This window comes from Agromyces mediolanus, from assembly GCF_014648575.1.
GTDB lineage: Bacteria > Actinomycetota > Actinomycetes > Actinomycetales > Microbacteriaceae > Agromyces > Agromyces mediolanus.
This window is the reverse complement of sequence record NZ_BMRJ01000001.1, coordinates 1,642,862-1,656,708: the sequence shown is the minus strand read 5'-3', so window position 1 is coordinate 1,656,708 and position 13,847 is coordinate 1,642,862. Positions and strand designations below refer to the sequence as shown.

Genomic DNA, 13,847 nt, shown 5'->3' with positions numbered 1-13,847 from the left:
GGGGCGCCCCCCGACGCCGGGCCGAGTCATCCGCGCTCCGCGCCCGACGCGGCGGCGTGCTCGCGTCAGCCGCCGCCGAGCACGAAGCGCAGCACGACCCAGCCGGCCAACACACCGACGCCGATGGCGAGGCCGCTCCAGGGGACGCCCGTGCGGAGCCGGCGCCCCTCGAGCGCGATGGTCTCCCCCGCGTCGGCGCGCTCGTCGCGGTAACGGCGCGTCTGCCGCCTGGCCTTCGGCAGCACGAGCTCCATGATCCGCTCGTAGCGCCGCCAGGTCTCCGGGTCGAGCGGATCGACGGAGCGACGGGTGAACAGCGTCATCCGGTCGTCGACGATCTCGACGTCGAAGTCGCCCGCCTCGTCGATGAGCAGCGCCATCAGATCGGGCGTGAACACGTAGAGCGCGTCGCGCTCGTAGCCCGCCGGGCAGTACAGGGCGAAGTGCCGGTCGAAGTCGCCCTCGAGCGAGAGCCGCTGCGCCCGGTGCATCGTCTCCGGCAGCGAGCTCTGCCCGAGCACGTTGTCCCGGGTCGAGTCGAGCACGAGATGCGGCAGATCACGGGTGAGCCGCAGCGCCAGGTACGACCACTCGACGGTGCGCCGATCCTTGCCGCTGCCGGTCATGGCCTGCAGCACGCCGACGTCGAAGAACTCGCCCGAGCCGGCGAACAGCCGGTCGCGCACGAGCCGAGTGGTTCCGACCGAGAAGATCGTCCCCGGGTACTGGGGCGCGTTGCCCTCCGGCATCCAGTACAGCCGGTTGTCCCGGGCGAAGCGCTCGAGCCGCAGGTGACGCGCCCGCCGCCGCTGTGCCGCACCGAGCGACGAGATGCTGATCGCGACGACGAACGCGGCCATGCCGCAGAGCACGAGCAGGAAGAACGCCGCCGGCCACGGCCCGCGCTCGACCCACTCGTCGAGGACGCCCAGGAACGTCGCGGTGAACACGAGCGCGAGGAAGCCGGCGCCGAGGGCCCGCCAGAGCAGTCCCAGCGGCGACGGCCGGTCGGCCCTGGCGGCGAGCGCGAGCTGGCGCTCCTCCTCCGGCCCGAACGGCGCGGTGAGCGCGGTGGTGTCGAGGGCCGGACGCACGATCGCCAGCCTAGGGGATGCCACGCCACGGGGATGCCGCGGCGGCGAACGCACGACGGGCCGCCCCGAGGGGCGGCCCGTCTGCTGGCATTCGCGTGCGACAACGACCGGTGGTGGAGATGGGGGGAATTGAACCCCCGTCCATCGCTGAGTTTCCACGCCTTCTCCGGGCGCATCCTGTGGAGCGTTCTGCTCGGCCCCGACCGTTGTCACAGGCACCTCGGTCGACGAGCCCAGCCTGAAAAAGTCCCGCACGTCGCTCAGGCGACGACGCGCAGCAAGTTCCCTAAATGACGCCAGGGACCGGGGCGGGAACCAACCCGGACTGACGGACTATCGGACTCGCTTAGGCAGCGAGGGCGAAGTCGGACTGCTTCTTATTGGCAGTTATTTGTTCGCAGGGAGCGTTCACGAGATAACCCTGCATCCTCGGCCCGCTTCTCGTGGGCGCACAGGCGATGTCGAAACCGATCATCCCCATGAGCACCGCCGGAGTCCTCCGTGAGGAGTCGTCCGTTCGGAGGGCCGTTGTCGCACGCTGTGGAGTTGCCATGTTCCGCGCACTTCGCCGGGACGGCGAGGGGTGCGCGGCCTTACAGTCTAGAACAGGCGGGATGCTTCCGCCATTCCCGGCCGCGTCGGCCCCGTCGACGCCGAACCAGCTGGAGGTCGCCCGTGGGCACGCTCATCACCGTCACCGCCACCGCCGAGGAGCGCGCCTGGCCCGAGCTCGGCGCGGTGCAGCTCTCCGTCGGCGCCTCGGGGGCCGATCGGCAGCAGGTCGTCGACCGCACCGCCGCCGCGCACGAGCGGCTGCTCGCCGAGGTGCGCCGGCTCGACGCCGAGGGCGCGCTCGAGCAGTGGTCGGCGGGACAGCTGCGGGTCTGGTCGCAGCGACCGTTCAACGCCGAGGGTCGTCAGCTCCCCGTGGTCCACGAGGCGAGGGGCGAGCTCGAGCTCGTCTTCCGCGACCTCGCCGCGCTCTCCGCCTGGGTGAGCGAGCAGGCGGCCGGTGAGGAGCTCTCGCTCGGCGGCGTCGACTGGCGGCTCACCGAGGCGACCGCCGCCCGCGTTCGCGAGACGGCGCAGCGGCGCGCGGTCGCCGAGGCGGTCGCGAAGGCGGGCGTGTACGCCTCCGCGCTCGGGCTCGGCGCGCCCTCCCCCGTGGAGCTGGCCGACTCGGGCCTGCTCGACGCCCGGCCGACGCCGATGCCGAAGGGGCACCTCGCGCGTTCGCTCGCCTTCGCCGCGGACGCGTCGCAGCCCGCGACCGAGTTCGTGCCGGCCGAGCTGGTCGTCGCGGCGACCGTGGAGGCGCGTTTCGACGCTCCCCCGGCCGGCTAGCGAGGTCGGGTACCGGGCTCCCGGGCGAACCGCGCTCTCAGTCGCGCTCGACGAGCTGCCGCTCGAGCGTCGCCAGCTCCTCGAGCGCGAGCCCGGAGGACAGCAGGTACTCGCGCGCGCTGCCGTGGTCGCGCTCGACGAGCTCGATCATGCCGTCGATGGCCTCGGGCGGGCTCCCGCCCATGAGCACGCGCAGCGCCGGGGTGTCAGGCACCCCGTACTGGCCGGCGAGGCCGACCATGCGCTCGAGCCACTCGCCGGCGAGGTTCTGCTCGGTGCGTTCGTAGTCGGCGACCACCAGATCCCGGTCGACCCCGACCGCCAGGAGCGTCAGCGCGATCACGACGCCCGTGCGGTCCTTGCCCGCCGTGCAGTGCACGACGACGGAACGGTCGCGGGCGGAGGAGATCTCGCGCACCGCATCGACGACGACCGAGGAGTGCTGCACGACGATGCGCTCGTAGAGCGCGTCGAGCGAGATGCCGGCCATGCCCTGCGAGGCGCCCGAGCCCTCGAAGACGGGCAGCCGGAGCACCTCGACGTCGAGCCCGGCGAGGTCGTCGGGCATGCGCGCCACCTCCTGCTCGTCGCGCAGGTCGATGACGACGCCGACGCCGAGCTGGCGCAGCTCGGCCTTGCCCGCGTCGCCGAGGGCGTGCAGCCCGTCGGAGCGGAAGAGCACCCCGGGCCGCACGAACCCGTCGCGGGCGACGAGCCCGCCGACGTCGCGGAAGTTGTAGGTGCCGGGAACGGGGATCCGAAGCGAAGTCTCCATCGAGCCGAGCCTACCCCGAGCCGCCAGGGCATCGGCCGGACGCCGAGCGGGCGCCACTGGGCATCCGCCCTGCCCGCTCCGCCCTGCGCTGCCCGAGCGGCGCTACTCGCCGAGGTGGCGGCGGCTCGACATGGCCCGATCCGCCTCGCGCTTGTCCTGCCGTTCGCGCAGCGCCTGCCGCTTGTCGTACTCGCGCTTGCCCTTCGCGATCGCGAGCTCGACCTTCGCCCGGCCGTCGCTGAAGTAGATCGAGAGCGGGATGAGCGTGTAGCCGCCGTCCTTCACCCGATGGCTGATCTTCACGATCTCCTGCTTGTGCAGCAGCAGCTTGCGCTTGCGGCGCGGCGTGTGATTGTTCCAGGTGCCCTCGGTGTACTCGGGGATGTGCACCGCGTCGAGCCACATCTCGCCGCCGTCGATGAAGGCGTAGCCGTCGACGAGGGAGGCGCGCCCCTCGCGGAGGGACTTCACCTCGGTGCCCTGGAGGACGATGCCGGCCTCGTAGGTGTCCTCGATGGTGTACTCGTGCCGCGCCTTGCGGTTGGTCGCGACGACCTTCTGTCCGCGTTCCCTGGGCACGGCCCTCTCCTCACGGTCTGCTGCGAATGACGGATGCCGCGAACTGCGCGCGGCGAGCCGTTCAGTCTACCGGCCCGGGCGGGGTGGCGCAGACCACCCGGCCCGGTGCCGTGATCAGACCTTGAGGTAGCGGGTGATCGCGATGCCGGCCGAGACCGCCGCGAGCAGCACGCCCACGACGATGAGCAAGGGCACCACGAGCAGCGCGTCGCCGAGGTCGACGAAGGTGAACGCGAGGTTCTGCGCCAGGTAACCCTGCACGAAGAACTGCACGATCGCGACCACCGCCCCGCCCGCCAGCAACGATCCGATCAGGCCCGCGAAGACGCCCTCGAGCACGAACGGGGTTTGGATGAAGCGGTTCGAGGCGCCCACGAGCCGCATGATGCCGAGCTCCCTGCGTCTCGAGAAGGCGGAGAGGCGGATGGTCGTGGCGATGAGCAGCGCCGCGGCGACGAGCATGATCGCGGCGACCGCGATCGCCGAGTAGCTCGCCGCGTTCAGCACGTCGAAGATCTGGTCGAGCAGGCGCCGCTGGTCGCTCACCGACTCGACGCCCGGCATCCCCGCGAGCGCCTCGACGAGCACGTCGGACTGGTCCGGGTTCTTCAGGTTCACCCAGAAGCTCTCGTTGAGCACCTCGGGGGTGACGTAGTCGGCCGCCGGGCTGCCCTTGAACTGCTCCTGGAAGTTGTCGTAGGCCTGCTGGTGGTCCTCGAAGTAGTACTTGTCGATGTACGGCGCGAGGGTGCTGCTGTTCAGCTGCGCCTCGACCGCCGACTTCTGCTCCTCGGTCGCTTCGCCGTCGACGCAGCCCGCGGTGCTCGACAGCGAGGTGCAGAGGTACACCGCGACCTGGGCGCGGTCGTACCAGTAGTTCTTCATCTGCGCGATCTGCAGCTGCAGCAGCGCGGCCGTGCCGACGAAGGTGAGCGACACGAAGGTGACGAGCACCACCGAGACCACCATCGAGGCGTTCCGGCGAAGTCCGTTCGCGGCCTCACCGAGTACGAGTCCGATCCTCACTTCGTCGGCCCCACTTCCTGCTGGTCGTCATCGGCGCGCGGGCCGCCGGGCGCGCGGAGGCCCAGTCGTTCGGCGAGGGTGAGCGGCGGGCCCTCAGGATCCTCCGCCGGTGGCGGGGCCTGGGCGCGGAGGCGCTCGGGGTCGACGTCGATCTGCCCGGTGGCGGCGGCGGTGATCGCCGCGGCCTCCTCGGTGACGGCGACGCGCGTCTCCTCCGGCTCGATGTACAGCGGCTGCGCCTCGCGCATGATCTCCGCCGTCACCTTCGGGGCGGCGGGGCTGATCCCGGTGTCGGCGATCGGCTCGAGCGGCGCACGCTGCGGCGTCTCGCCTGCGGCTTCGGCGGCGCGCGCCTCGCCCTCGGGCTCGAGCGCCGAGGCGACGACCGCGGCGGGCACGGTGCGCGGCGGCAGGTTCACGTCGCGCACGGTCTGCCCGTCGTAGCCCGCGTCGAGCTCGTCGCGCACGATCTGACCGGCGGAGAGCTCGATCACGCGGCGCTGCATCTGGTCGACGATGCCGGCCTCGTGCGTCGCCATGACGACGGTCGTGCCGCCCGCGTTGATGCGTTCGAGCAGTGTCATGATGCCCGCGCTCGTCACCGGGTCGAGGTTTCCCGTCGGCTCGTCGGCGAGCAGGATCTGCGGCTTGTTCACGATGGCCCTGGCGATGGCGACGCGCTGCTGCTCACCGCCGGAGAGCTCGTGCGGCATCCGCTTCTCCTTGCCGTCGAGGCCCACGAGCTTCAGCGTCTCGGGCACGGCGGACTGGATGTACCCGCGCGACTTGCCGATCACGCGCAGCGTGAACGCGACGTTGTCGTAGACGGACTTGTTCGGCAGCAGCCGGAAGTCCTGGAAGACGACGCCCAGGTTGCGACGGAAGTAGGGCACCTTGCGGCTCGAGATCGAGCCGAGGTGCTGGCCGAGGACGTGGATCTCACCCTTCGTCGGCTTCTCCTCCTTGAGGATCAGCCGCAGGAAGCTCGACTTGCCGGAGCCCGAGGCGCCGACGAGGAAGACGAACTCGCCGCGCAGGATCTCGACCCCGACGTCGTTCAGGGCGGGCCTCGCCTGGCCCGAATAGGTCTTGGTGACGGAATCGAAGCGGATCATCGTGTTCGAGCCTAAGCAGCGGAGCGCCGAATGCGGGCAGCGACACTGGATTTCGCCAGCGCGCCGCCCGCACTCGGGACGATCGGCCGCGTCGGCCTCAGATTCCGGCGAAGCCGACCACGAGGTACAGCACGAGCGAGAGCGCCGCCGCGATCGCGGCGTAGGGCAGGATCGCCGTCATCAGGTTGAGCGGCTTGATGCCGGTGGAGCGGGAGGCCAGGATGATGCCGTCGCCGTACAGGCACGTCGTCGAGCCGAGTGCGGCGCCCGAGAACACGGCCGCGCCCGCGATGATCGGGTTCACGTCCATCGCGAATGCGAGCGGGATGACGATGGGCGTGATCACGGCGGCGAGGTCCCAGAACGAGCCGGTCGCGTAGGCGTAGACGCCGCAGACGAGGAACACGACCGCCGGCAGCAGCGCGCCGGACATGTACGGCTCGGTGGAGTCGATCACGAAGTCGGCGAGCTTCAGGTCGATGTTCATGTGCTGCACCATGAAGGCGAGCGCCGTGAGCACGATGACGAAGAGCATGCTGCCGACGCCGTCGAACGCCGCGTCGAAGACCTTGCGGATGCCGAGCCGGCGCTGCGCGGTGTACATGATGATCGCGACGAGGAGCGCGGCCACGGTGCCCTTCAGCACGTCGACCTCGGTGAGGATCGTGACGGCGATCATGACCGCGATCGGGACGACGAAGTTCCAGGGCCGCGGCTTCGCGATGCCGGGGGCGCGGGTCGCGACGGCGACGGGGGCCGCGACCGCGGCCCGCTCCCCCGCGTCGCCCTGCGCGGCGAACTCGCCGACCTCGACGTCGACGGGTGCGGCGCCCTCGGCGGCGCGCTCTTCCTCAGTGGTGCCGAGCGGGAACACGTCGCCGGTGGCCTCCGCCCGCGCGACGTCCTTCTTCAGCACGCCGAGCTTCGGGAACCAGCCGAGCGCGACGAGCGCGGCGACGGCGAGGGCGATCCAGCCGAAGAAGATGAACGGGATGGCCTGCAGGTAGGCGCCGAAGCCGGAGCCGTTCGCCGTCACGCCCTGCGCCTCGAGGAGGCCGGCGAAGAACAGCGCCCAGGTCGAGAACGGCACGATCACCGCGACGGGCGCCGCCGTGAGCTTCATGATGGTGCCGAGCTGGGTGCGCGGCACGCGGTACCGGTCGGTGATGCCCTTCATCGAGGTGCCGACGGTGAGTACGCTCAGGTAGTCGTCGACGAAGAGCACGACGGCCAGCAGGAAGCTCAGCACGAGCGACTTCCGGCGGGAGTTCACGAAGCGCTCGGCCCAGGCGGCGAACTCGCTGACGGCGCCGGAGCGCTCGAAGAGCGTGATCAGGATGCCGAAGAGCACGACGACGAGCATGAGCCACTGCAGGGTCTCGTCCGCCATGGCGGTGCCGAAGTAGCCGATCCAGGAGTCGAAGAACTCCCAGCCGCCGAGCAGCACGGCGCCGACGAGAGTGCCGCAGAGCATCGCGAAGAGCGTGCGCCGCGTGGCGACGGCGATGACGAGGATGGTGACGACGGGGAGGAGCGCGAGCGCGCCGACGTCTTGCATTGGGGGCCTCTGATTCGGTGGGGGTCAGGCGGCGGATGCCGCGTACACGGGGCGCCCGTCGACCATCGTGGTCCGGACGGGCAGGTCGAGGAGTTCGTCGGCGTCGACGTCGAGCGGGCTGTCCTCCCAGACGACGAGGTCGGCGCGGTAGCCCGGCGCGATGACGCCGAGGTCGCGGTCGCCCTGGGCGAGGGCCGCCCAGACCGTGTAGCCCTGTAGGGCCTGGTACGGGCTGAGCCGCTGGTCGGGCTCGAACACCGGGGCGTCGGGGGCGCCGGGCTCGCGCCGGAGGCGCGCCCAGGCGAGGCCGATGCGCGCATCGGTCTGCGCGACGGGCCAGTCGGAGCCGAGGGCGACCATCGCCCCGGCGTCGATCATGTCGCGCACCCGCCAGCCGAGCGCGGCGCGCTCCGGGCCGAGTCGCTCGGCCCAGAAGTCGGAGCCGTCGGCCTTGCGCCACTGCATGTGCAGCGGCTGCACCGAGGCGGTGATGCCGGTCCGGCCGAGCCTCGCGAGGTCGCGGTCGGCGAGCAGTTCGAGGTGCTCGATCCGGTGCGGGGCGCCGCGGCCGGACTGGACGCCGGCCTTCAGGTATGCGTCGATCGTGGTGCCGATCGCTCGGTCGCCGATCGCGTGGGTGGCGATCTGGAAGCCGGCCTCGCTGTACCGCTGCACGACGCGCTCGAACTCGGCGCCGTCGGCCCAGAAGGAGTTGAGGCCCTCGCCGTGCGTGTCCGGCTCGTACAGCCAGCCGGTGCCCGTGTCGATGACGCCGTCGTTGAAGAGCTTCACGAGCCCGCCGCGCCAGCGCCGGCCGTGCCGGTCGCGCTGGGCGAGGTAGTGCTGGGTGCGCTCCTCGTCGTAGCCCGGGTTGTGCGCCATCGCGGAGACGAGCCGCAGCGGCAGGCCGGCGCCGGTCCGGTCGAGGTCGTCGAGCAGGTCGAGGGTGCCCGGGTTGCCGTCCATGATGCAGGCCCCGGTGATGCCGCTCTCGGCGAGCCCGCCGAGCAGGCCGCGCACGAGCTCGCGCATCTCGGCGGCGCTGTGCTCCGGCGCGGTGCGGAGCACGAGGTCGAAGGCGGAGTCCTCGCGCAGCGCGCCGGTGGGTCGGCCCTGCTCGTCCACGACGATCTCGGAGGTGTCGCCGAAGCGGCGCCCCCCGGTGATGCCGGCCCGCCGCAGCGCCTCGCTCGAGGCGAGCGCGGTGTGCCCGTCGAAGAACATCAGGAAGGCCGGGGCCCCCTCGACGGCGTCGTCGATCGCGGCGGCCGTCATCGGCAGTCGACTGAAGACGTCGTAGTCGATGTTCCAGCCGCGCACCCAACCGCCGGCGGCACGGCCGTCGGCGACGCGGCGCGCCTCGGCGCGGAGCATGGCGAGGAACGTCTCGGCGTCGCGGACGCCGCCGAAGTCGATGCCGACGGCGAGCTCGAAGCCCTGGATGGGGTGCATGTGCGCGTCGATCAGGCCCGGCGTGACGACGCCGCCGCGGAGGTCGACGACCTCCGTCGCGGCGCCGCGGAAGTCGCGCACCACCGACTCGTCGCCGACGGCGACGATGCGGCCGTCGCGGATCGCGATCGCCTCCGCCGTGGGACGCATGGGGTCCATCGTGATGATGCGCCCGCCCACGAGCACGGTGTCCGCGAAGCTCCAGTGCATGTCGCCGCCTTCCGAGCGGTCGACTGCGACCGCTTTATTTAAGGTGCTTAAATTTGTAGCGCACACGCTACTCTCACTGAAGTGCCACTGCAAAACCGGAGGACTCTTGCCTGAAACGAGCGCCCGACGCGCGGGCCGTCCGCGGACCCGGGTCCTGAGCGCCGAGCAGATCGTCGACGCGGCGTTCGAGCTCGCACGCACCGCCGGCCCGGACGGCTTCACGATGACCGCGCTCGCCCGCTCGCTCGAGGTGCGTCCGCCCGCGCTCTACCACTACTTCGGCGGCAAGGCCGATGTGGTCCGCGCCATGCGCGGAGCCCTCGCCGAGCAGCTCGACGTGAGCGGGTTCGCCGACGACGCGGTCCCACTCGACACCGCCGTCGTCAGGTGGGCGCGTTCCTACCGCGACGTCACCGCCGCGCATCCGGCCGGCATCGAGCTGCTCGCGACGACCCCGATCGACGGGCAGGAGCGTTCCGTGCAGAACTACGACGCCATCGTGCGGCGCTTCATCGCCGAAGGCTGCCCCGAGGACGAGGCCGTCGACGCGCTCGTCACCTTCGAGGCCCTCATCATCGGCTCCGCGCTCGACGCCGCCGCGCCCGACGACATCATGGCGCCGGGCGACGCGGGAGCGGGCTCGCCGGTGTTCGCCGCCGCCGAGGCGGCGCGCTCGGCCGGAGCATCCGCCGAAGGCATCCGCCCGACCGACCGCAGCTTCGCGCTCGGCGTGCGGGCACTGCTCAGCGGGCTCCGCGCCGAGTGGTCGCGCGGCTGACGCGCCGCGCGCAGCTGATCAGTCGGTCGGCTTCTGCTTGCGCCAGCGGATGCCGGCCGCGATGAGCCCGTCGAGGTCGCCGTCGAAGACGACCGCCGGGTTGCCGACCTCGTACCCGGTGCGCAGGTCCTTGACGAGCTGCTGACCGTAGAGGAAGTAGGAGCGCATCTGATCGCCCCAGCTCGCAGTGATCGTGCCGGCGAGCTCCTTCTTCTGCGCCGCCTCCTCCTCGCGCTTGGCGAGCAGCAGGCGGGTCTGGAGCACGCGCATGGCCGCGGCGCGGTTCTGGATCTGCGACTTCTCGTTCTGCATCGACACGACGATGCCGGTCGGGATGTGCGTGATGCGCACGGCCGAGTCGGTCGTGTTGACCGACTGACCGCCGGGGCCGGAGGAGCGGAAGACGTCGACGCGGATGTCGTTCTCGGGGACCTCGACCTCCTTCGCCTCCTCCATGATGGGGATGACCTCCACCGCGGCGAAGCTCGTCTGGCGCTTGTCGGCGCCGCCGAAGGGGCTGATGCGGGCGAGGCGGTGGGTGCCGGCCTCGACCGAGAGGGTGCCGTAGAGGTACGGGGCGTCGATCTCGAAGGTGGCGGACTTGATGCCCGCGCCCTCGGCGTAGGAGATGTCGAGCACCTTCACGGGGTAGTCGTGACGCTCGGCCCAGCGCAGGTACATGCGCATGAGCATCTCGGCGAAGTCGGTGGCGTCGTCGCCGCCCGCACCGGAGCGGATCGTCACGACCGCGCCGCGGTCGTCGTACTCGCCGTCGAGGAGCGTCTGCACCTCGAGGTCGCCGATGGTCTTCTGCAGGGCCGCGACCTCGGCGCGCGCCTCGGCGGCGCTGTCCTCGTCACCGGCCTCGTTCGCCAGCTCGACGAGCACCTCGAGGTCGTCGATGCGCGACTCGATGCCCGTGATGCGCTTGAACTCCGCCTGACGGTGGCTCAGCGCGCTCGTGACCTTCTGCGCGTTCGCGGGGTCGTCCCAGAGATCGGGCGCGCCGGCCTCCTCCGAGAGGCGGGCGATGTCCGCCTCGAGCGCGTCGGTGTCGACGACGGCGCGGATTTCACGGAAGGTCGCGCGGAGCGCGGAGATCTCGGTCGACAGGTCAAGTTCGAACATGGCGTCCCCAAGCCTAGTCGTGGCCGGGCCCGCCGTCGTGCACGAACCACCGCCTCCCCCGTGCGAGGGTCGCTAGGCTGACGCGGTGAGCACGATCGATCCCGCCGCCGCACGCCGCGCACGTCTCGAACGGCAGCAGGGCAGCACCGGCGCCGCCCTCGCCGCGGCCGCCTTCGCGCTGCTCCTCGTCGCGACCTCCGCCGTCATCGGCTACAGCTTCGCCGGCATCCTCGACACCTTCCGGCTCATGGAGCTGAACAGCGTGTTCTCCACCTGGGAATCGCAGATGCCGAACACGGCATTCGGGCTCCCGGTCGGCATCGTCGCGACCATCGCCGCCTGGGCGCTCTACGCCAAGTGGAACCACCGCTTCACGGGCGACACGACCCGCTTCGTCGGCGTCGGACCGCTGACCCTCGTGCTGCTCGGGCTCGCGATCGGCCTCTGGATCGGGTGCTCCTCCTGGACCGCGCCCGATCAGCCCGGCATGCAGATCGACCCCACCTTCGGCGAGGACGAAGCGTGGGGCGCCGGCGCCTGGATCTTCTACGCCGCACAGTGGTGGCTGCCCGCCCTCGTCGGCGTGCTCGCGGTCGCCGCGTACTTCGCCGGAGTGGCCGGCCGACGCCGCAGCGCCGGTCGCACCGCGCTCATCGAGCGGATGCTCGTCACCGGTCGGCGCGCCCCCGGGGTCGTCACCGAGAGCACGCTGCCGTCGGGCGAGGCGAGCTCGGTGCTCTTCTCCCTGACCGTGAAGTTCACCGACGCGAGCGGGACCGACCGCTGGGTGAAGCGCACGGTGAAGTACCGCGCCGCCGAGGTGCCGCCCGTCGGCGCGCCGGTCACGGTGCTCTACGACCCGGCGGACCCGGGCGACACCTCGCGCATCTTCCTCGCCAGCGGGCCCGCCGAGACCGCGGCCGACTTCCGCCGCAACGAGCTCTGAGCCGGATCGTCCCGAGCGCCGGGGCGCGCAGCGGGTCCCGCCGCCGGGTGTAGCGTCGGAGACGATGACCGACTCCCAGCCCCAGTTCTCGTGGGGCTCGATCGTCCTCCCCGCCTACCTGCCGACGCTGCTCTTCTCGCTCGGCGAGGGCGCGATCATCCCGGTCATCCCCGTCGTCGCGTCTGAGCGAGGCGCCTCGATCGCGCTCGCCGGCCTCGTCGCCGCGATGCTCATGATCGGCGAACTGCTCGGTGACCTGCCCGCCGGCTGGCTCGTCGCCCGCATCGGCGAACGGAACGCCATGATCGGCGCGGCCATGCTCGCGGTCATCGGCGTCGTGGTGGCGCTCGCGCTGCCGAGCGTGACGGCGCTCGCGATCGGCATCCTGCTGCTCGGACTCGCCACCGCGGTCTTCGGGCTCGCCCGGCACGCCTTCCTCACGAGCTACGTGCCCGCGCGGGTGCGCGCCCGGGCGCTCTCCACGCTCGCCGGCGTCTTCCGGGCGGGCTGGGCTGTCGGCCCCTTCGTCGCCGCTGCGATCATCGCGTGGACGGGGAGCTCCGAGCCGGTGTTCTGGGTACTCGTCGCGGCCTGCCTCGCCGTCGTCGTCGTCCTGGTGCTGCTCCCGGATCCCGAGCGCGTCTTCGGCGTCGGCCGCGGCGCCGCGACCGACGCCGGCGAGGAGGCGCCGCAGGGCGTATTCCGGGCCATCGTCGAGCACCGCGGCGTGCTCGCCCGGGTGGGCTCCGGCATCGGCCTGCTCGCCGCGGTCCGCGCGAGTCGCACGATCATCCTGCCGCTCTGGGCCGTGTCGATCGGCATGCCGCCCGAGGCGGCCGCGCTCGTCATCGGCGTCTCCGCGACGATCGACTTCTGCCTGTTCTACGTCAGCGGGCAGGTGATGGACCGCTTCGGCCGCCTGTGGGGCGCGATCCCCGGCCTGGTCGGCCTCTCGACCGGGCACCTGATCCTCGCCTTCACGCACGACGTGCCGGGAAACGAGGCCTGGTTCATCGCGGTCGCCGTGCTCTTCGGCGTCGCGAACGGCGTCTCCAGCGGCGTCATCCTGACGGTGGGCGCGGACCTCGCGCCCAAGCGGCATCCGGCGGCCTTCCTCGGCGCGTACCGCACCATCGGCGACGCCGGGCAGGCCGCCGCTCCCCTCGTCGTCTCCGCGGTGACCTCGCTCGTCTCGCTCGCCGCGGCGAGCGCGGCGATCGGCGTGCTCGGCTTCGTGGGCGCGGGGATGCTGCTGCGCTGGATCCCGCGCTACGTGCCCGGTCGCCGAGGGCGACGCCGCGGCGAGGGTCCGGCCGAGGGAACGGGCTGAGGCGCCGCTCCCCCAGAGTTCGGATGCCTCGTCGGCACCTGCCGGCGCTTACTGCCCGGCGACCTTCTCGACGGACATCACCAGGATGACCCGGTCGGCCTTGTCGGCCGGCGGCTGCGCGTCGGCGTCGCCGTAGCGGCGACCCAGGTGGGCGTAGAACTCGCCGGTGGGGTCGGCGACCGTCTCGACGAGGCGGCCGCGCACCTCGACGTACTTGAACGGCGATTCGGCGTCGAGCGCCTCGAGCGTCATGACCGGGTTGTTCTGGAGATTCCGGAACTTCGCGCGCTTCGTGGTGTGCGTGAAGCGGATCACCTGCGCCTCGGCGTCGAACTCGAACCACATGGGATTCACCTGCACCTCACCGTTCGGGCGCACGGTGGCGAGGTGGCCGTAGACCGGCGCGGTGAGGATTCGGAGGAGGTGCTCGGGGATCTCGATCGTCATGGGCACCAGTCAATCACCTCGGCTCAACTCATCCGCCTCGGCTCATCCCGCCGGGCTCGGCTAGC

General features: G+C 71.6%; 13 protein-coding genes and 1 other RNA gene. 4 read left to right on the top strand and 10 right to left on the bottom strand.

Annotation, left to right across the window (positions count from 1 at the left end; genetic code table 11):
• Positions 1–65: 65 nt before the first annotated feature.
• Both IEY71_RS07850 and ssrA read right to left on the bottom strand, forming a co-directional pair.
• The gene (locus tag IEY71_RS07850) at positions 66–1,094 is read right to left on the bottom strand and encodes a hypothetical protein (RefSeq protein ID WP_189084669.1); all 1,029 of its coding nucleotides are present in this window, start codon (positions 1,092–1,094) and stop codon (positions 66–68) included.
• 111 nt (positions 1,095–1,205) lie between these two features.
• Positions 1,206–1,573, bottom strand: a transfer-messenger RNA (tmRNA) gene (gene ssrA, locus IEY71_RS07845).
• 196 nt (positions 1,574–1,769) lie between these two features.
• Here ssrA and IEY71_RS07840 point away from each other — a divergent pair.
• Positions 1,770–2,438: an SIMPL domain-containing protein gene (locus IEY71_RS07840; protein WP_189084668.1), complete on the top strand. Its 669-nt coding sequence runs from the start codon at positions 1,770–1,772 to the stop codon at positions 2,436–2,438.
• A gap of 37 nt (positions 2,439–2,475) precedes the next feature.
• Here IEY71_RS07840 and IEY71_RS07835 read toward each other — a convergent pair whose 3' ends face one another.
• The 6 genes from IEY71_RS07835 to IEY71_RS07810 form a co-directional block, all read right to left on the bottom strand.
• Positions 2,476–3,213, bottom strand: coding sequence for a tyrosine-protein phosphatase (locus IEY71_RS07835; protein WP_189084667.1), 738 nt, complete (start codon positions 3,211–3,213; stop codon positions 2,476–2,478).
• A 102-nt stretch (positions 3,214–3,315) separates the two neighbouring features.
• Positions 3,316–3,792: an SsrA-binding protein SmpB gene (gene smpB, locus IEY71_RS07830; protein ID WP_189084666.1), complete on the bottom strand. Its 477-nt coding sequence runs from the start codon at positions 3,790–3,792 to the stop codon at positions 3,316–3,318.
• 114 nt (positions 3,793–3,906) lie between these two features.
• A complete protein-coding gene (ftsX, locus tag IEY71_RS07825; protein WP_189084665.1) occupies positions 3,907–4,818 on the bottom strand; it encodes a permease-like cell division protein FtsX in 912 nt (303 codons plus the stop codon).
• A complete protein-coding gene (ftsE, locus tag IEY71_RS07820; RefSeq protein ID WP_189084664.1) occupies positions 4,815–5,933 on the bottom strand; it encodes a cell division ATP-binding protein FtsE in 1,119 nt (372 codons plus the stop codon). The genes ftsX and ftsE overlap by 4 nt, the downstream gene beginning before the upstream one ends.
• Before the next feature lie 97 nt (positions 5,934–6,030).
• Complete coding sequence (locus IEY71_RS07815) at positions 6,031–7,491, bottom strand: Na+/H+ antiporter NhaC family protein (RefSeq protein ID WP_189084663.1); 1,461 nt, start codon at positions 7,489–7,491, stop codon at positions 6,031–6,033.
• Positions 7,492–7,515: 24 nt separating this feature from the next.
• Positions 7,516–9,153, bottom strand: a complete 1,638-nt coding sequence (locus tag IEY71_RS07810) for an amidohydrolase (protein WP_189084662.1) — start codon at positions 9,151–9,153, stop codon at positions 7,516–7,518.
• Positions 9,154–9,259: 106 nt separating this feature from the next.
• On the opposite strand from IEY71_RS07810, the gene IEY71_RS07805 reads away from it, so the two are divergent.
• Entirely contained in the window at positions 9,260–9,931 is a 672-nt protein-coding gene (locus tag IEY71_RS07805; RefSeq protein WP_189084661.1) for a TetR/AcrR family transcriptional regulator, read from the top strand.
• 18 nt (positions 9,932–9,949) lie between these two features.
• On the opposite strand, the gene prfB is transcribed toward IEY71_RS07805, so the two are convergent.
• Positions 9,950–11,059 (bottom strand): peptide chain release factor 2, encoded by a 1,110-nt coding sequence (gene prfB / locus IEY71_RS07800; RefSeq protein WP_189084660.1) that lies wholly within the window; start codon positions 11,057–11,059, stop codon positions 9,950–9,952.
• Positions 11,060–11,144: 85 nt separating this feature from the next.
• Between prfB and IEY71_RS07795 the strand changes: the two genes are divergently transcribed.
• On the top strand, positions 11,145–12,005 hold the full coding sequence (locus tag IEY71_RS07795; RefSeq protein WP_189084659.1) for a DUF3592 domain-containing protein: 861 nt from the start codon (positions 11,145–11,147) through the stop codon (positions 12,003–12,005).
• Between the two features lie 64 nt (positions 12,006–12,069).
• On the top strand, positions 12,070–13,335 hold the full coding sequence (locus IEY71_RS07790; RefSeq protein WP_189084658.1) for an MFS transporter: 1,266 nt from the start codon (positions 12,070–12,072) through the stop codon (positions 13,333–13,335).
• Between the two features lie 48 nt (positions 13,336–13,383).
• Here the strand turns inward: IEY71_RS07790 and IEY71_RS07785 are convergent, their stop codons facing one another.
• Positions 13,384–13,782, bottom strand: a complete 399-nt coding sequence (locus IEY71_RS07785; RefSeq protein ID WP_189084657.1) for a PPOX class F420-dependent oxidoreductase — start codon at positions 13,780–13,782, stop codon at positions 13,384–13,386.
• Between the last annotated feature and the right edge of the window lie 65 nt (positions 13,783–13,847).